Source organism: Halorubrum lacusprofundi ATCC 49239, from assembly GCF_000022205.1.
Lineage (GTDB): Archaea > Halobacteriota > Halobacteria > Halobacteriales > Haloferacaceae > Halorubrum > Halorubrum lacusprofundi.
This window is the reverse complement of record NC_012030.1, coordinates 174,717-193,204: the sequence shown is the minus strand read 5'-3', so window position 1 is coordinate 193,204 and position 18,488 is coordinate 174,717. Positions and strand designations below refer to the sequence as shown.

Sequence of the window (18,488 nt, the reverse complement as noted above, 5' to 3'; positions counted from 1 at the left end):
GAGTAACGAGAGGATCCGTCCGTTAGGGCTGAAGCAGTCTGGTTTTCGACACCTCTACCGAAATCACCGTAATAATCACTATCAGAAAATCGCCGAAATAGTTGGTTCGTGAATAAGAATGGTGTCTTCAGAGCCGTCCTGAGCCAGATTCCGTAAGGAAATTCGGTCGAAACCAAGCACTACAGGCCTCCTAAACCCGCTTTAGTCTCAACTTCTAACTCCCTGCCAGTAGTTGAGGCCGCCTTTCTCAATGCATATGGCTCGCTCTGATCAGGTCCAAGATCTAGAGTTGGTTGATCGGCTTGTTGATTATCTCGAAGACTTCGCTCGCCCGATAGAACCGATTGCGCTCTTTCCCGGTGAGTTCTTCGAGTATCCCATCATCCTCGAGTTGCGTAACTAGCCGATTCGCCGTACTGTATTCGACATCTAACCAGTCGGCTGCTGTGTTCACGTCGAGATACGGGTCCTCGAAGAGTCGCATGACTAGTTCGAGGATATTCTCCGACCACTCGCTCTGGTAGCGCTGTTGATAGTCTTCTCGGAGGTCGACCACCAAGTTCGCACGCTGATGGGCCTCATCTGCCTGCGACTGCACACCCCGTAAGAAGAACAGGAGCCATTCTTCCCAGTCCCCGCGCTGGCTGACTGCCAAGAGCTGATCGACGTATTCTGACCGTCGTGCATTGAAATACGAACTTAGGTAGAGATATGGTTCGGGCAAGAGACCGTCGCGCTGCAAGAGGAGGCTGATCAACAGCCGCCCGAGCCGTCCATTCCCATCAAGAAACGGGTGAATCGTCTCGAACTGATAGTGAATCAGCCCGATTCGAAGGAGCGGATGGAGGTCAGTATCCTGGTTCGCATATTCAAGTAAGTCTTCGAGAAGGTCCGGAATCTCGTTCGGTGGTGGCGGCACGTACCTGGCGTCCTGAATGTATGGCGTACTGCCGATGAAGTTCTGGGTCGTGCGGAGTTCCCCTGGGTCTGCCTCACCCCCACGAACACCCGAAAGCAATCGGTCGTGCATTTCGCACAACAGCTCGACAGTAATTGAATCTCCAGCTGTGATCGCATCTAATCCGTGCGTCAGCGCGTGTAGATAGTTGACGACCTCCTGGGTTCCCTGTTGCCTGTCTTCGTCGATGAGGGCTTCCTGTCCGGCCTCGTAAGCGTAGATATCTGAAAGGGTAGCATGTGTCCCTTCGATTTGCGAGGATTCTAGTGCTTCCTTTCGGATGAACGGTTCAATCAGGATCTCTCTTGAGCCAACACGTGGGCCGATCCCGTGGAGCCGACCGAGTGCCTGTGTCGCCTCCGCTAGTGGTGTGATGAGCTGTTCAGTGCTGATTGAAGGAGGGAGTGGATCAGGCCGAAACGCTGATTACGTCCCCTTCGGTGTCGTCGTGGGCACGATTTCACCGGGAGCCGTCTCGTCGAAGTCATCTCGCTCCATCAGTGGTATCTCTACAATATGCCAGCCACTATTGGTGTTTTCGATGCTAAATCAAAATAACGCGACGACTGATTGTACCGTCACAACTACCCTGACTTGGCTGTTTGGAGAATCTACAAACGAAACACGGGGGTTAGCGATGTCTCTCACCGATGAAACAAACTCGATTCCGCCCTGACCTACTTCCTCAAAGAAAACTGACTGATTATCGGGTGGTGGACCGGTTTGAACAGCGAAAACACCGACCGTCGACGAGAGCTACCGCTCACCGGAAAGTCGGACTACCAGGAAGATCTCCGCGTCACCCGCCAGGATCGAACAAGCAGAACGCGACCAACTCGATGATTTCACCTGCAGTGATTGGCGGGTGCTCACCGAGATGTACCGACACCGCATCACGCAGGATGAAGTTCGCCATCCGCCAGACGTTGTACATCACAACGCCGATTAGAAAATACAAGAACCGCTTTCCATACTCCATCGTGCTGGTCTTCGGGAGGAAGTGCTGTTTGATCGTGGCGTACTGCGACTCAATCTCCATTCGCTGATCGTACTGTGCGATCAACGCTCGTGCCCGGCCGATATCTACGTGTCCGTTCATCGTCCAGATGATGTAGTCATCATCCGACCGATCTGACGGGTCGTACACGAAGCTCATATCGTGTGTCCGGCCATCGTATGTCGCGTTCCCCCAACATACACGTCCGTCGTAGACCTCGTTCGTTTTCACCTCTTCAATATTGTCTTCATCTACGTTGCTGCCTTTCGTCAGCCCGACCACGTACTGGATGTTACGCCGGTCGAGAACGTCTCGAACCTGCAGGCTATCGAAACCACGGTCGAGGAACGCCTTATGAATATCGACGTGTTGCGCAGCCTGTTCTAACAGGCGTTCAACGATGTCACCACGGGATGTGGTCTCGATTTCGTCTGCGTCTTCCCATCGACGCTTATCACGAACAGGCTCAACCCCGAGCACGATTGGTGTGTCTTCAGCAATAATCGAGATGGTGGCGAATTGGAACCCCCGCTCGTTACTCCGCTTCAACCCGCTTATCGGATCCGGGTACTCGTCTTTCAGGTACTTCTCTTTCTTCGCCCCGTTACTCGTGTACGTGACTGGTTCTTCACCAGGCTCAACATCGTTACTTCCCGAACGAGTCGAGAGGGTGCTGCCTGAACGCCACAAAATAGTCACTTTCTGTATAATTTGACGGTCAGTCTCGGCTGCTCCCACGAAGTAGATCGAGGAAGTTCCAATTCACCGCTTTGGACAGACGATGTTACCCGGATTTCGACGGTATCTGCCGAAAGCTGTCGCTCACCGCCAACTGACAGGCCGTGGGCTGACCCCGGTCAGCCCGCGGCCGTTGCCTGTGATGCTGGCACTCCAACCCCGTTCGCTTTGATCTTCCACCGGCGGCGTAACTCCTCTTCCAGCTCATGACGAATCCAGTCACAGAACGTCTTGAACGTGAACTCCTCGGGCAGGTCGCGCCCGCCCCGCCGTGGGCGGGCGACGACCGCCCACCGTAGCACCAGCCACAGGTTCTCCAGCAATGCCGCGACCAACATGATGGCAAACCGCACGACGGGATCACGCGTCGTCGTGATCCCGCGTGCTTGCCGAAGTAAGCGATAGGTCGTTTCGATGCCTGAACGCTTCCTGTAGCGGTGTTCGACCTGCTTCGCTGAGCGATCAGTAACGCCACACGCCACGTAGCCACGAACGACCTCGCCGTGCTTGCCTCGATCTCCGTTCTGGTAGGAGACAGCGACCGCGAGCGGGAAGCGCAGTTCCCGCTCGCTGTCCTTGTACATGCGATAGGTCGTCATGTACGACTTGTGAGTTTCGAGTTTGTCCTTCATGCGCTCGCCCTTCTTGGGCACGTGAACGACCGTTGGGGCGATATCACGAGCGCGGCGGATGACGCGCTCGTTGTAGAATCCGCTGTCGGCAAGCAAGAGATCGATCTCGAAGGGATAGTTTTCGACGCGGGCGAGCACGCGCTCGACCGCGTCAGCCTCATCTTCGTCACTGCGGACGTAAGTCATCGCCAGCGTCACCGGCTTCCCGTTCGAGACGACGTACGCCGTGCAGTAGCGGTGGCAGGTCGTAGTCCCGTCCTTAGGAGCCATCGAACAGAGTTCGCCTTTCTCAGCATGGTGCTCGCCGTGGTAGGGATTGTCGATGAAGTCGATGGAGACGGTTCTCGACCGGTCAGGGTCGAAAATCGTCATGGCGAGCCGTGCGAGCAGAAGGTTGGCAACGACCTCAAGCCACTGACGGTTGAGTGTGTGGAGCCACCTCAAGACAGTGTCGTCACACGGCGTTCCCTCGGTATCGTTGCAGGTGTCCCAAATCGAGTTCTGGTTAGTGCAGGCTAGGATGACGACGAGCCAGATGTCGCCGGGGTCGAGGGGGCTCCCCTCGACACCCGGCAACGGGAGTGGCGTAATGACCTCTTCCGCTACGTCTTTGACATCCGACGCCGAAAGGTACTCGTCTGGATCAGGTATGGTGAACACATCCAGATCCAGACACTTTCTTGTGGTTAATTTAGCGATTCAATTCAGCTGATTACGCTGCTTGGGAAGTACCGTACGTGGCTGTTTCCGATGAGAAATTTTTTAAATATCTCTGTTGCCTCATATCGGAGAATGATGCCACTTGGAAAGGAGCGCAACCGCTCAGAAATGGTGACATCATACAGTGTTTGCTGAGTGCTATGCGCCGTCGCGGATGTGGAGAGCGAGCTCATTTGTAGCCTCTTTGTTCCCTGTTTGTTTTTCGAGATAGGAACGCTAGCAGGCTAGTTCTAATTTCTTATAAGTGTTCCGGGCGTGAAGGTAGAAATACCGTAGACAGGTACTCAGACCCAGAGACTCAACTAATAATTCTCCGATATCGAAAGGTGGGCGTCCACGAAATCAGACACATAATCGGCACCCTGTATATCGCACATTATTTATTCATCTGATAGAAGTGCCACCACAAGCGACGGCTTGATTGGAGAGTTCTTCCCTCTGGTGATTTGTAAGCAAATTATATACATACGTACTGATGATAAACAGCTATGATCACTGACTTTCTCGAATCTCGCTCTGGTCGTCCCTGGAACTACGATCGGGACGGAGACAATTTTGAATTTTACCAAGGAAATGGGTCGAGTGCATTGGAGGTTGTCGTCGTTGATCACGATGAACGACCGACCAAAGGTTTTCTCCAGAAGACGTACACAGATCGGCGTGGTGGGCGAGTAAACCCCGTTCTCGTTGTTGCGCTTTATGACAATTATGCCGGGCTATGCGGTCCCAGCGGGGAAGAGCCGCCCGTCTATCGGGATGTCGACCGGGGACAAGCAGATCGTGTCTGTGATACCGCTCTTGACGAATCAAACCGACACGCGGCCCAACGGTTCCTCACTGAAATGCTTCCCCAGCTCGACGAGGAACTGACTGGACTTCGGAATCAAGGTCTACTCTCAACGCACGAGCTCAAAGTCGGTGTCCCCGAACGCGACGACTGGGAGGACGCAACCAACCGCGCCCAACAAGCAATTGACGATGACCCGCGTGAGATGATCAAAGGGCTCAACTACGATATCGAACATCTCACCGATCAGAGCTCTGTCCTGAAGGACACAAGCGATGGCCACGAGCGAGCTGTGGCGATGTTTCTCCAAGAAGACGAGTCGTTTGACCACACGCAAGAACGGTTTGTAGGTCAGTCACCAGTGGCCTACGCGCTCAACGAAGCCGACAAACGAAATCTCGAATACGTCATCGGAAGTAGTGGTGATACGCTACGACTGTACACAACGAATCCCGATGCAGGGTTTGGCTCACGCGGTCGAACAGATACCTACGTTGAGGTTAACACAAGTCTCCTTGCAGACGAAAAGGCGGCGTATCTCTGGCTGCTATTCTCCGCCAACGCGCTCCGAGAAGACGGGACGCTCCATGACATTATGGAGCGATCGAAAGACTACGCAGCGGCTCTTGGAGAACGACTCCGTGAACGGATTTACGACGATGTTGTGCCAGATCTGGCGGAAGCGATCGCCCGTGCACGTGATATCGACGATCCGACGAAGGAACAGTTGGACGAGACCTATGAGATGACGTTGGTGCTCCTCTACCGGTTGCTGTTCATCGCTTACGCTGAAGACGAAGAGTTCCTCCCGCGACGGCGTAACGAGCGGTACGACCGGAATTCTCTCAAACAGAAGGCGCACGACCTCCACGACTTCATTGAGGACGACGGTGACTTCGACGCCGGATTCTACGACCACTGGGACGACGTGATGCATCTTTCGCGGGCCGTCCACCGCGGACACGACGAGTTAGGACTTCCCGCTTACGAGGGGACCTTACTCTCTGAAGATCCGGATATCTCTCAAGCCGGTGCGAAGCTGGCGGATATTCGACTTGATAATGCCGATTTCGGACCTGTATTGGCGAACCTCCTGATCGACGAAACAGGGGACGGCTATCAGGGGCCTGTCGACTTCAGGAATATCGGTGTCCGAGATTTCGGGGTCGTATACGAGGGTCTGCTGGAGTCTGAGTTGTCGCTGGCCGAACAGCCGCTTACAATTGACAACGAAGGACACTATGTCCCAGTCGATATAGATGGTCAACAGACACTCGGTGATGATCACGAGGACATAGTTGTTGAAGAAGGAGAGGTCTATCTTCATGGTCAGTCCGGAGAGCGAAAAGCGACGGGGACGTACTATACGAAATCTCGGTTCGTTGAGCATCTTCTTGATCACTCACTGGAACCCGCACTGGATGACCATCTCGAACGTATCGACTGGCTCCGTGAGGAAGAGGGCGAACACGCCGCTGCGGATGCGTTCTTCGACCTTCGGGTGTCGGATATTGCGATGGGATCTGGTCACTTCCTTGTCGGGGCTGTCGACCGCATCGAATCTCGACTCTATGCGTATCTGACCGAGAAACCGCTGTCGCCCGTCGAGGACGAACTCGACAACCTCGAAGACGCGGCATTAGATGCCTTCGAAGACGAAGAGTACGCACCACCGGTCGAACGTGGACAGCTCCTGCGTCGTCAAGTTGCCCGTCGCTGTATCTACGGAGTTGACATAAACCCACTTTCGACCGAACTTGCACGGCTATCGATTTGGGTACATACGTTTGTTCCCGGTCTCCCGTTAACGTTCCTTGATTACAATCTCGTGACTGGCGACTCGCTGGCTGGAATCGGAACGCTCGACGAAGTGACGGATATACTTGATATCGAGCAGTCATCATTAGGGATGTTTGCTGGCGGTCAGAGCATAATGAACGATATTCGAGATGATATTGAACAGTTGGGGAGCTTCGCCGATGCCAGTGCTGAACAGGTACAAGAAGCACGCAAAACTCGTGTAGAAATAGAAAAGAACCTTGGCCAAGTTCGAGCGAGATTTGATATCTTAGCTGCGTCCCGTATAGATGACGAGATAAATACCGACCCAGTGTCTGACACTGGCATCGACGTGAGAGATCACGAGAGCTATGAACGAGCAAAGGACGTTCTGGAGTCTACGAATCCTCTCCATTTCCCCGCATCATTTCCAGAAGTCTTCGATGGTGATGACAGCGGATTCGATGTGATCGTTGGAAATCCGCCTTGGGAACAAGCAAAGATCGAACGTGACGAGTTTTGGCGAAGACACTACCCAGGTCTGAGTGGACTGGACAAAAACGAACGTGAAGAGAAGATAACAGAGCTTGAGACTAAAAGACCAGATCTGGCGCTACAACTGGAGGAAGAACGACGAGCACAACGGCAACGAAGCCAGATTTTAACCAACGGTCCGTATCCTGATATGGGTCGTGGGGATCCAGATCTATATCAGGGCTTCAGTTGGCGCTTTTGGAGACTTATCAGTGATTCTGGTTACCTTGGTGTTGTTCTCCCCCGAGCCGCGTTTATCAGCCCTGGTGCGGAGACATTGAGATATGAGATTCTTGAAAAAGGGAATGTCACAGACCTGACTTTCTTGAAAAACGAACGTGAGTGGGTTTTTGACAACGTTGAACCACGATATACGGTAGCTCTGTTTACTCTTCAAAAAGAACAGATTACTGATGGTGAAGTTCCGATACGTGGTCCCTATACCGACCCAGAAAGCTATAATGAAGGGTTGAAAGAAGGTCCAACCTGGTTCCCCAGAGAGGAAGCAAAGGCTTGGGCCGGGAGCGCCAAGTTCCCTCTGTTACCTCCAGCAAAGTACTCTGGACCAGCATTTAAACAGCTCACTACTGCACCAGGGTTATCTTCGGAACAAGAATCCTGGCGAGGAGTTCCCTATCGAGAAGATATTGCACATAAGAAACCATCTGGAGAGGATGTAGAAACAGACCCAGAAGAGGTTCCCGACAGCTTCTGGCCTGTATTTAAGGGAGCTTCGATTAACCCCCCGAATCAGGAACTTTGGGTGAATGATACAGGTAAACGCTACGCGTGGGTAGATTCCGAAGCGGGAAAGAGCCACCTGCAACAGAAACGCGAGAATGCATATCCCTACTCTAACTCTCCGATGTCAGAAATGCCAGAGAAATGGGTAATGGATAAAAGCACACTCCCATGCCTTTTCCCACGAGTAGCGGTACGAAAAGTTGCCAGGAACGACGATCAACGGACTTTACGTCCAGCTTTGATTCCACCACAAGTTTTCTTGAATAACACTCTCATATACTTCCTCTGGCCAGAAGGAGAACCAGAAGATGAAGCATACCTTCTGGGTGTACTAAACACAATCTTAGCAGACTGGTATGCTCGGCGTTTCGTTGAGACTCATCTTACTTTTCAGGTTATCAAGACTTTCCCGATTCCTCGACCTGGGCGTGATGATCCACTTCGGGAACGTGTCGTTGAACTCTCTGGTCGTCTCGCGGCTGTCGATGAACGTTATGCGGACTGGGCGGATGAGAACGATGTGGAAGTTGGTTCGCTTGACGAGGAGGTACAACAGGACAAGATCTATGAACTTGATGCCGTTGTTGCTCATCTCTACGGCCTCTCCCGCGAACACGTCGAGGTCATCTTCGAGACGTTCCACGTTGGCTGGGATCATCAAGAACGTTTAGATCGGGTCCTTGATTACTACGTGAGCTGGGCCGACAAGCTTGATCTTGACCACGCGAATCGTGAAGAAGATAGACAGGGGGGGACACGCAACGATGACTGAGCAACCGCAGTTCGTCGACAACCCGATACCAGTGACCGGGCGCAGGTGACGCTTGGATGACTGAGCAACCGCAGTTCGTCGACAACCGTAATGGCAACACACTATCGGCGGCAATCAATGCCTACCTCGCGGATCTTGACGATACGCTCGCCGCCGACCCTGATCTTGACATCGTTACGGGGTACTTCAATCCAAGAGGCTACTTTTCAATCTCCGATGGGCTTGATCACGTTGATCAGGTCCGTCTTCTCGTCGGTGCAGAACCGAGCAACGAGGGTACGGAACGCTGGCGGCAACCGGGAGATCCTCGGGACGAGGAGTACAATCAAAAACGAATCAATGAATCACTCCAGACATTCGACTTCAACCTCAAGCGCGATCGGGATTTACTCGGGTTCTCCCGTGAGGTTGACGAGAATCTTCAGGAGCTGGTCGACTTCTTCCGTAGCGATCGTGTTGAAGTCCGTCGACACGAAGATCAGTTCATTCACGGGAAGGCGTATCTCTTCTCTGACCGCCAAGGGGTCATCGCAGGCTCATCGAACTTCACAGGTGCAGGGCTGAATTCGAATCTGGAGTTGAACATCGGTGCGTACAATCCTCACGTCACAGGTCAAGTACAGGATTGGTTCGACGATTTGTGGGCTGAGAGCGAGCAATTTGATCTGGCCGCGCTGTACGAGGAACGATTCGAGCCCTATGATCCGTACCTGATCTATCTACGCGTCCTCTATGAGCGATACGGCGACGAACTGGAAGAAGAGAAGGAGGAAGACGGTGGCATCAACCTCACTAACTTCCAGCAAGACGCTGTGAGGCGAGCAAACCGTTTCCTCGATAAACACGGCGGTGTAATTGTTGGCGACGAGGTCGGCCTTGGCAAGACATACATTGCGGGCGAGCTCCTGCGTCAGTACGTTCAGCAGAACCGTCAGCGTGCGCTTGTGGTGGCACCAGCCTATCTTCGTGATGGGATGTGGACACAGAAAGAGTCTGAATGGGGAGTCCAGTACGAGACGGTGTCATATGCAGAGCTTCGGCGAGATACTCAACTCGGCGGTGACCTGAACGTCCTAAATCTTGAAGTCGACGAGTACCAACTGGTCGTAATCGACGAGGCCCATGCGTTCCGGAATCCTGGTACACAACAGTCTCACGCTCTCCGCACGCTCCTCCGTGGGGATCCACCCAAAGACGTGGTGATGCTCACAGCGACACCCGTGAACAACTCGCTATGGGATTTGTACTACCTGCTCAACTATTTCATCAAGAACGACGCAGCGTTCGCCAACGAGGGTATTCGCTCGCTTCGTGAACGATTCAAGACAGCGCAGTCAGAGGATCCGGCTGATCTGAGCCCGGATATGTTGTTCGATGTGCTCGACGAAACAACCGTCCGACGGACTCGGCGGTTCATCAAAAATCACTACGAGAACGCGACGATGCCCGATGGTGAAGGAGGATCAGTTCGGGTCAACTTCCCAGATCCCAACCCAAAGCGTGTCGACTATACATTCTCGGAGACGTTTGGTGATGCCTATTTTGAGGACGTAGCGCGAGGATTGGCTGCTGGCGACCGTGACGAGGGTGAGCTTACGTTGGCACGGTATCGGCCATCTTTCTACCTGGAGGGCGAGGAAGACGCGTCTGAAGCCTCTCTTGTGGGCCTGCTTAGGACCGGTCTCCTCAAGCGATTCGAGTCATCAAGCCACGCATTCGCCAACACCCTCAGTCGAATGGTGAGGCAAAACCGCGCCGCCCTTCGGCTTATGGAAGAAGGCTACTTCCCAGATCCGGATGCGATCGATGAGTGGGTGGAGATGGATAACGACGAAGCTTTCGACGAAACGTTGGGTGATGTTTCTAACGGGCATATTCCGCTTAGTAGTGCTGACGCCGATCCTGGACAGCTGCAAGCAGATTTAGAAAACGATGTTGAACTTCTTGAGCGATGGCGTGATGGCGCAAGTGAAGTCGACCGCGAAGATGATGAGAAGCTCCATGCATTGCGTGATACCTTACACGACGTCGTTGAGGCGGCGCGTGAAGACGCAGAAGCAGGTGAAGTTTCTGACAAATCTACTGAAGCATCTTTCCGTCAAAATAGGAAAGTACTGCTGTTCTCATATTACGAAGATACGGTCGACTGGATCTATGAGTATCTGGAAGAGATCATCTCTGAAGATGATGAACTGTCCTGTTACGAGGGTCGAATCGCGGCGGTCAGCGGTGATGGATCAAAGTACCGTGTTACGCGAGAACGGGCTGTTCACGGCTTTGCGCCGAACTCCGGCGATGCACCGCCAGATGCAACTGATGACTTTGATATCCTAATTTCAACGGACGTGCTCGCTCAGGGAGTCAATCTTCAGGAAGCCCGCACAGTCATCAACTACGATCTTCCGTGGAACCCAATGCGTGTTGTCCAGCGCAACGGACGTATTGACCGTGTGAACTCGCCACATTCGAAAATATATCCGATTACCTTCTTCCCCGAGGACCGACTTGATGATCTACTGGAACTTGAACATCGAGTCCGAGAAAAACTTACCCAAGCCTCGCGTTCGATCGGAGTCAGCGATGGTGTCATGCCAGACATGGATACCCTGAATCAGAACTTTGCTGAGAAGGTTGAAGACATCGGTTCAATCCAAGAGGAAGATACGGAGTTCTACGAGAAAGGTGGCGGAACGGCGGCCGCCTACTCTGGTGAAGAGTATCGTCAGGAACTCCGGAAAGGACTGGAGACACGTGAAGACCAGATCACATCACTCCCATGGGCGGCGGGTTCAGGATTCAAAGGTAAAAAGCCGGGATACTTCTTCTGCGCCCGTATCGGAGACGAGGTATTCATGCGATTCCTTCCTGATGAAATAGACGAGGAAATAGACGAGGAAGAAGACGAGATTGTGCAGGACACGCTCTCCTGTCTCAAGCGAATCGAATGTGCGAAGGAAACTGATCGGGCTCTACCCGAGGAAATGCGTGAGCAAATTTATGATGCCTGGGAGGTGGCTCAGGAAGACATCTACCGTCAGTGGCAAGAGCAAACAGACCCACTCAACGTACAGCCGGATATTAGGAAACTATTCCGTGAGGTAGGCCAACACCTTCGAGACAACTGGCCTGACGAGATGACTCAGCAAGCGATGGAAGAGACTGTTGAGGCCGTCGAAGCCCCATGGGGTAGACGGTATGAACGAGAACTTCGTGATATCTACGAAAATGAATCACTCGGCCCTGTGGAGAAATCTCGACAGCTCGTCGAGAAGGTCAGCGATCTTGGTCTCCAGCCGTTCGAGGCCCCGGACCCACTCCCACCAATCCAAGAGGATGAGGTCAAGTTGATCTGCTGGATGGTTGTCTCACCAGAGGAAGGGAATGAAGAAGATGATCGGCCGAAACTTATGAGCCAAGTGACATTCAGCTAACGGGTTTTTCCCCGAATTGCTGATTGATGTTCTATAGGTCGAATTCACTAACTTGTTGCTGAGAACGATTTCTATATCTGCGTGTTACTCACAGACGAGATGAAACCTCTGGTCGGGCTTACTATAGTCCATCACCTGAACTAACTCAAAGAGATTAGACTTTACTTAGTTACTAAGAAAAGAATAAGTTTATCTGTCCAAAAGAAAGATAGTGTGATATGGCGCGAAGTATCAAGCTGGCTGATGATCTGTACCAAGAACTCGGTGACTTCGGGAACAGAGACGAATCATGGAACGATGTGCTTGCTCGCGTTCTCGTACACGTAGATGAGGATGCGGCACTCGAAGACCGTAACAACCGTGCGACGACGTATAATAGTCAAGGAGCGGAAGCAGAGGACTCTGAACTAAGTGAGTTGCCGGATGGAACCATAGTTCGACATCGCTACCAGCGTGGCGACTACGGCGGTGAAACGGTTGAAGCTACCATACAAGGGGGTCGGCTCTCCGTTGAAGACGATACCCAAGAAACGCGGAGTCCCACGGGAGCTGCTCGGGTAGCCGACAAACAGCTTCGCGGTGATGACGCTCGCGGCGAAGGATATAACGGCTGGACGTGGTGGGAGTACGAAACCGAGGATGGCGACTGGGAACCGATCACAGAACTCGCGGAGGGATAACAATGGGAGAAAAAATGCCCCGGTGGCTGAATCCGAAGCTCGGGCAACGGGATAACGGAACGACGCTCCGCCACGTCTACAAGAGAGGCGAGTACGAGGGCGACGTTGTGACCGCCCATGTACAAGGTGAGCGGATTAACATCTCTGGAGATACTGGTCCAGACAATTCTGACTACACGACGCGGACACCGTCAGGTGCCGCCCGAAAAGCTGACCGGCGACACAGAGGTGTGGACGCTCGTGATGACCCGTATGGCTACAGCGGATGGGACTGGTGGGAATACCAGACCGAGGATAGAGAGTGGATTCCAATCAGTGAACTTCCCGAGTGGACGCGTCCGTAGCATCAGACGACCAGTGAATCACACTATTTTCTGGTGATCAATCGATCCACTGCGAGAGATCTGTGAGTTCCCCACCAATGATTTCGGAGCTCAAAAACGCAGTTGCTCCCGTAACGCGGGGATTTTGTCACGGTTCGCTCCCCAGTTGGCGTGGAACCAGACCCGATAGCACTCCAGCTGGACTTCGTTTTGGACGCCTCGAAAAGCTCTAATGTCATGTTCGAGTTCTCGTGGTCTCGAACCACAGTACTCCAACAACGTCTGGAACACCTTCTCGTGAAAACAGAGAACGTAGTATCAGTACCTCACAAAGCATCCTCGGCTAGCTGTTTCTGCGGCCTGAGTTCTGTGTCGAAGCGGTTGTACTGACGGTCTCGACGAGAGAATTACGGACGGATCGACGGAGAGCTGTCGCTGTCGGCGGCGGTCAGCCGCCGACGCGACAGCGTCGCCACTCACTCCGCTGGCTTGCTCGGTCGGTGGTTAGCGGTGGAATCGGTCGTCAGGTGGCCGATTCGCGGGGACGGCCCGACGCACCGCGAGGGCCGTCCACGCAGCTCGTCGAATCATATTGACGAACTCCTTGTACGGCCACCACCAGAGGCGACGCCCGCCTCGGCGGGGCGTCGCCACATACTCGTAGTGAAGGTACCGCCAGACGTTCTGTAAGAGGAGACTCACCACCACGTACAGCAGCCGTACCGTTGGATCTCGTGTTGTCGTTGTCGCTATCGCTTGCTCAAACAAGCGATAGCTTGACTCGATACCGAAGCGTTTCGAGTAGTGGTATCGAGCGTCCCGTGGTGAGTCGATGAACGGCGCGTCAGCGGCGTAGCCGTGACGCGCCACACCGTTCTCGTCATACTTCCCATTTAGGTACGTACAGTCGATGTAGACGGGAAAATCGACGGTCCAGCTGTGACCGTCGAGTTTCCCCGTCAGATCATGCTGAATGACGCGACTCCATCCTTCCGAGAGCTCTTGCTGAATCGCCTCACCCCACCGGATGATCGGGATCACGTACGCGTAATTGTGCGCCTGAAGCAGCGTGAGACACTTACTGTCGTAGAATCCGCGATCAAGGTAGACGGCCTTGACCCCGGCGTCAAGGCCGTCGAGGACACCGAAGAACTCAGCGAGGACACTACTTGCGGTATCGCCGTCTTTGAGACGGCGTACCGCCAGCGTGTAGCGTTTGTTCTTCACACGCGCGTAGAGTGTGGCATAGGCGTGGAACGCAGTGGTTCCACGCTTCGCTACCGAGTGATAGAGGCCGTCTGTGTCGTCTTCGTCACCGTAGTAGGGCCGCAGGTGGAGGTCTGCGCAGACCTCCACCTGTTCGGGGAGCAATTCATCGAGATCCTTTCGCAGGAGCGTGTTAGCGACTCGTTCGAGCCGTTCCGGCTCGAACTTCGTCCGAAGATGGTAGAGGACCGTGTTCCCAGCGGGTGAGTTCTGGCTCGACGCACAGAGCGTAGAGACAGAGGTCCCGTCGGCGCAAGCGCCGACGAGGACCTCATAGATGTCTTCAGCAGTGATTTCAGCGTTATTGGCTAACGAGAGCGAAACTTCCTCGTCAAGGCGGTTGACGAGAAAGTTAAGAAGCTGGTCCTCGTGGATCTCACCGTCTGCTTGTTTGGTTTTAGACACACCTTCAGCAAGCAGACGTTCTAACTAAGCGGCTTTGTGAAGTACTGAATCTTGGGCATCCTTGTGAGCGCGAAATTGGCACGACCTAGGGTTTCCACTTAGGTGCGAGAGTCCCCACTCCGGGTCGGGTTCTTTCCCAAATAAGATGTATGGAACCGCTTCCCCATTAGGTTCAAAATTGGTGAGTAGGTGTACTGGGCAGTGTTGACAGACCCATAGAACAACACTAACGCGATCGTCGAAACTTCTCCGTTCGATCACTTCTTTTTGATCCCACTCGTGAATCCCCAGCGGACCCCGACAAGGCTCAATGGATGGCTTCGAGGCCAAGCATCTTTCAAATGCATTCTCCCAGTCGACTTCAGTTATCCATTCATCGAAATCATCAGCAACATCCGGATACGGGATCACCGCATCCCGGAGTTCGGAAACTGGGATTTCTGGAGCGAGTATCCCCTCATTATCATAGACGAATCGCCCAATCTGATTACCGTACCGCCGTCGACTTCCACAGTAGGGACAGAACTCATATTCATACCCATTCGGATGTGCATACCCGGGTATTCTCTCCCAGCGGTGATCTCCTGTTTCGTCGTAATTAGCACACCCCGAAGACAACAGTTCCCAATCCAATTCCACATCGACTCGTTTTTCGAACTCCCAGGGGTCGTACGCTGGAGCGTTGTAGGCTCGCTGGTTGTCATCCTGAAACGCCTCGTCGATGACAGTGGAGTCTAAAATATTGTCGTCAAAATCGTCAGGTGTCAACCAGACCACGGAGAAATCAGCCGAGAGGTAGTCATGAGTTGTCCCTTGGATATCCTTACTGTGATGTTTGTGCTGAATTTCAACGACAAGCCCCTGCCCGAAGTATGGATTTACGTCCTGAAATTCAACGAGTGCATCGGCTCGCCGGGTATCAGGGATAGTATTTGTTCCCGTGACGTTGATGGAGATCTCGGCTCCGACCCGATCAGCATCTGGGAACCGATCAGCGAGTTCGGCAACCGCTAGCGCCACAGATCGTGCATGTGTCTCAGATTCACCGCCAAGGGCCGTTGAGCAGGAATCAGCGTCCCTGTCGACAGCATGACAAAAATGCCGGGCCCGGAAATCGCCGTCTCTTGGATAGAGATCGCCACCACAGTCCGGACACTTGACTATCTGATTATCCCCAACCTGTGAAGGGGTGACAATTTGGCCGTCGACGAGGGCTCGAAATGGCACAGTCACCGATATCAAATCAGTTCACTATCTTGAAACCACCGCCAGACTCAGAACTAAGAGGAGCCATATCTACTTGAACAGATTCCTGTTTCCGTGATTCTCTCTGTGCGAATCAATCCTAATAGAGTCGACTCGGTAAAATCCATCCAACGATTCTAACCAGGCAATTTCACTTTGATCAAAATGGGGAACTACTATACGTCACAATATTATACTTATAATGAAGACCACCGCCTGAGGCACCCAATGCACATCCCTAAAGAAAAATATACGCTCAAAGAATTCTGTCGAGTCATCTTTGACTCGCCTGAGCCTGTGCTAAAAGGGTACCACGGACAACGTATCAAAGCATTTCTTTATCTCTCTGATGACGGCTGGCGGGACTACCTTGATGAACACTACGAAACCGAGGACTTCGGAGAGATCACGAAGTTTGTCGGTGAGTACAGAAACAGAAAGGGTGCTGAGCAACCAGCCAAATTCTACGTCGGCGAATACAAAGACGATCTTCAGATGGTCCTCACAGCTGAAACAGAGGAGGCTATTCGCCAAGCCCTGCGTCCAGTTTCAGAGCACAGTGACTGCCTGTCTCCAATGCCGATTATGACTGAGGACTTCCAAACGATGAACGAAATTGTCCTTAGTACGTATGAGAATATGCAAATATCTGAGTTCAAATCGAAGCGGGTACCAAGTCTTGCGGACGCTCGTACTCGGCCGGACGTCGAACGTGAGATCGAATACAAAGGCATCGACGGTCGAGACCGGCTTGAAGATTTCCGCAATGAGTACGGTGTTGTCCCAACTCGCATCCAGTACGAACACGAGAACGTATCGATCAGAATCGACACCTCTGGCAAGTTCACCTTGGAGACTGTCAACCAAGAGAGCTTCAATATCCTGTTTGACCTGCTAAATGAGGTCGTCGTGAATGTTCTCGAGTTGCTTGATGTAGCCAACCAGATCAAATTCGAGAAACGGGAGGTGGAGCCGGGAAACTTGAAAATCCAAGTGCCGGACGTCAGTTCTGGTGAGATAGATTTTGATCACCCAGTGACGTTGATGCAGGCGGAGAGTTTCATCAACGGTACGAAGGAAAGTGATGACCTAAACTTCAGTTTTAGCGATGTCACAAAACAAGCTGGATCACTCGATTTTTCTGCGCAGGTAACCGACGAAAACAGAGGGTCACTGTTCAACGTCAGTGCAACTGAAGAATCGATGCGAATCGTCCCGAAACACAATTGTTCGTTTCCCTCTCTCGTTGAGTTCTATCTGGCTGTGATTCAAATGCTGGATGGTGGGGCGAAGATGAAGCTCTACGAATCTCAGACCGCAGCTTAATATGACAAACGTAGATCCTCCTGAATCGGTACCGGAGGGTCAAAAGACAAAATACCGTGGGTTGTACGGGAAGTGCGTCAAAAACAAGCTCCAGAAATTCTCGGAGCAAGCAAAACGAGAGAATCTTCGCGATGAAATTGATGTTCAACGCAATCATCGCAAACTAATCAGTTACTCAATCTTCCCATTCGCACAGGGAAATCCTGCTGACTACAAATTCATCACCGCAGAACCGCTTGAGGAGTTGGACGTTCCGAACTTCGATTTTTTACTTTGGAATCTCGATGGAAGCGTGATATTTGGTGAAGCAAAATCGTCGATACCGTCCAACGCACAAACTGTAGTGAATCAACTCCAAGAACGCAAGAAGGTAGCCAAGGACAAAAAAGAGTATATCGAAAAAGAGTACCTTGGCAGCGAAATTAACCACATGGAATTTGTGATCGCGACGTACATTAATCATGGCGACAAGATCGCTAAAGAAATCATTGAGACCGGCGCTGAATTTATCACGTGGGTTGTAGACGCACACTCAGATACACTAGGTATTCGTCATGTGAGGCCCTCTTCTTTCCCGGATAACCTGGAAGCTGAGGAACCAGACGCGATGCTTGAAGAGCTTGATCGGCGATACTCACACGACGTGTCGTCGTTAAACGGAGAATTAGATAGGATTACAACAAGCTTCGGACAAGCAGATGTCCTACCAACATCGATTATCGTCGACCGACTTCGTGTGGTTGTACAGTCCCGGCGAGTGGAAGATCGATACCCATGTGTCGACCGCGGGGACGTCGTAGATTACGTTTCTAATAGTGCATTAAATTACTCTGAAGAGAGAATTCAGGGGATTGTCGACGATCTCATAGAGGCAGGGAAGCGAATCAACTTCCTGAGTGACTGGGATGATGATCGTGCAGATTTCAAGATCGTATCTAATTATACGGCCAAAGACGATCTTGAGCAAGTATTAGAAGACAAGTGGGTTGATTGGCGAATCAAAAGAATGGTCGACAAAAAAAGAACGGAATGCGAAGAACGTGTACTTGCCGAAATGGACCGGCAGACCCGGCTTGGTGATTACTGAGAAGGGATAGAGACGACGAGAGCAAAGAGAACTGTGACAGGTTAACCAACACAGAACTCTGCGT

Annotated in this window: 11 protein-coding genes and 1 pseudogene; 6 read left to right on the top strand and 6 right to left on the bottom strand. The window is 52.4% G+C overall.

The window, feature by feature from the left end; genetic code table 11:
• Positions 1–283: 283 nt before the first annotated feature.
• The 4 genes and pseudogenes from HLAC_RS19735 to HLAC_RS16665 all read right to left on the bottom strand — a co-directional run bounded on the left by HLAC_RS19735 (position 284) and on the right by HLAC_RS16665 (position 3,985).
• Entirely contained in the window at positions 284–1,030 is a 747-nt protein-coding gene (locus HLAC_RS19735; RefSeq protein ID WP_237583067.1) for a Fic family protein, read from the bottom strand.
• Positions 1,031–1,135: 105 nt separating this feature from the next.
• Positions 1,136–1,285: pseudogene (locus tag HLAC_RS19730) on the bottom strand (Fic/DOC family N-terminal domain-containing protein); the annotation flags it as partial.
• A gap of 472 nt (positions 1,286–1,757) precedes the next feature.
• A complete protein-coding gene (locus tag HLAC_RS16670) occupies positions 1,758–2,693 on the bottom strand; it encodes a transposase (RefSeq protein ID WP_012660154.1) in 936 nt (311 codons plus the stop codon).
• A gap of 119 nt (positions 2,694–2,812) precedes the next feature.
• The gene (locus HLAC_RS16665) at positions 2,813–3,985 is read right to left on the bottom strand and encodes an ISH3-like element ISHla8 family transposase (protein ID WP_012659234.1); all 1,173 of its coding nucleotides are present in this window, start codon (positions 3,983–3,985) and stop codon (positions 2,813–2,815) included.
• A gap of 548 nt (positions 3,986–4,533) precedes the next feature.
• On the opposite strand from HLAC_RS16665, the gene HLAC_RS18405 reads away from it, so the two are divergent.
• The 4 genes from HLAC_RS18405 to HLAC_RS18400 all read left to right on the top strand — a co-directional run bounded on the left by HLAC_RS18405 (position 4,534) and on the right by HLAC_RS18400 (position 13,116).
• Positions 4,534–8,661, top strand: coding sequence for an Eco57I restriction-modification methylase domain-containing protein (locus HLAC_RS18405; RefSeq protein WP_012660153.1), 4,128 nt, complete (start codon positions 4,534–4,536; stop codon positions 8,659–8,661).
• 56 nt (positions 8,662–8,717) lie between these two features.
• Positions 8,718–12,092 carry a helicase-related protein gene (locus tag HLAC_RS16640; RefSeq protein WP_012660152.1) on the top strand — a complete coding sequence of 1,125 codons (3,375 nt, stop codon included), beginning with the start codon at positions 8,718–8,720 and terminating at the stop codon, positions 12,090–12,092.
• A 218-nt stretch (positions 12,093–12,310) separates the two neighbouring features.
• Positions 12,311–12,772 carry a hypothetical protein gene (locus HLAC_RS16635; RefSeq protein WP_049933948.1) on the top strand — a complete coding sequence of 154 codons (462 nt, stop codon included), beginning with the start codon at positions 12,311–12,313 and terminating at the stop codon, positions 12,770–12,772.
• A gap of 2 nt (positions 12,773–12,774) precedes the next feature.
• Positions 12,775–13,116, top strand: coding sequence for a hypothetical protein (locus HLAC_RS18400; protein WP_012660151.1), 342 nt, complete (start codon positions 12,775–12,777; stop codon positions 13,114–13,116).
• Positions 13,117–13,599: 483 nt separating this feature from the next.
• Here HLAC_RS18400 and HLAC_RS16630 read toward each other — a convergent pair whose 3' ends face one another.
• The gene (locus tag HLAC_RS16630) at positions 13,600–14,766 is read right to left on the bottom strand and encodes an ISH3-like element ISHla1 family transposase (RefSeq protein WP_009486633.1); all 1,167 of its coding nucleotides are present in this window, start codon (positions 14,764–14,766) and stop codon (positions 13,600–13,602) included.
• 24 nt (positions 14,767–14,790) lie between these two features.
• Positions 14,791–15,993: a competence protein CoiA gene (locus HLAC_RS18395; RefSeq protein ID WP_079892141.1), complete on the bottom strand. Its 1,203-nt coding sequence runs from the start codon at positions 15,991–15,993 to the stop codon at positions 14,791–14,793.
• Positions 15,994–16,239: 246 nt separating this feature from the next.
• On the opposite strand from HLAC_RS18395, the gene HLAC_RS16615 reads away from it, so the two are divergent.
• Entirely contained in the window at positions 16,240–17,337 is a 1,098-nt protein-coding gene (locus HLAC_RS16615; RefSeq protein ID WP_049934020.1) for a hypothetical protein, read from the top strand.
• Position 17,338: 1 nt separating this feature from the next.
• Entirely contained in the window at positions 17,339–18,424 is a 1,086-nt protein-coding gene (locus HLAC_RS16610) for a hypothetical protein (protein WP_012660146.1), read from the top strand.
• The last annotated feature ends 64 nt before the right edge of the window (positions 18,425–18,488 follow it).

What these genes read in the sequence shown, in the direction of transcription:
- HLAC_RS19735 (WP_237583067.1), bottom strand. Translation starts at nt 1,030, where the DNA reads ATGCACGACCGATTGCTTTCGGGTGTTCGTGGGGGTGAGGCAGACCCA.
- HLAC_RS18405 (WP_012660153.1), top strand. Translation starts at nt 4,534, where the DNA reads ATGATCACTGACTTTCTCGAATCTCGCTCTGGTCGTCCCTGGAACTAC.
- HLAC_RS16640 (WP_012660152.1), top strand. Translation starts at nt 8,718, where the DNA reads ATGACTGAGCAACCGCAGTTCGTCGACAACCGTAATGGCAACACACTA.
- HLAC_RS16635 (WP_049933948.1), top strand. Translation starts at nt 12,311, where the DNA reads ATGGCGCGAAGTATCAAGCTGGCTGATGATCTGTACCAAGAACTCGGT.
- HLAC_RS18400 (WP_012660151.1), top strand. Translation starts at nt 12,775, where the DNA reads ATGGGAGAAAAAATGCCCCGGTGGCTGAATCCGAAGCTCGGGCAACGG.
- HLAC_RS16615 (WP_049934020.1), top strand. Translation starts at nt 16,240, where the DNA reads ATGCACATCCCTAAAGAAAAATATACGCTCAAAGAATTCTGTCGAGTC.
- HLAC_RS16610 (WP_012660146.1), top strand. Translation starts at nt 17,339, where the DNA reads ATGACAAACGTAGATCCTCCTGAATCGGTACCGGAGGGTCAAAAGACA.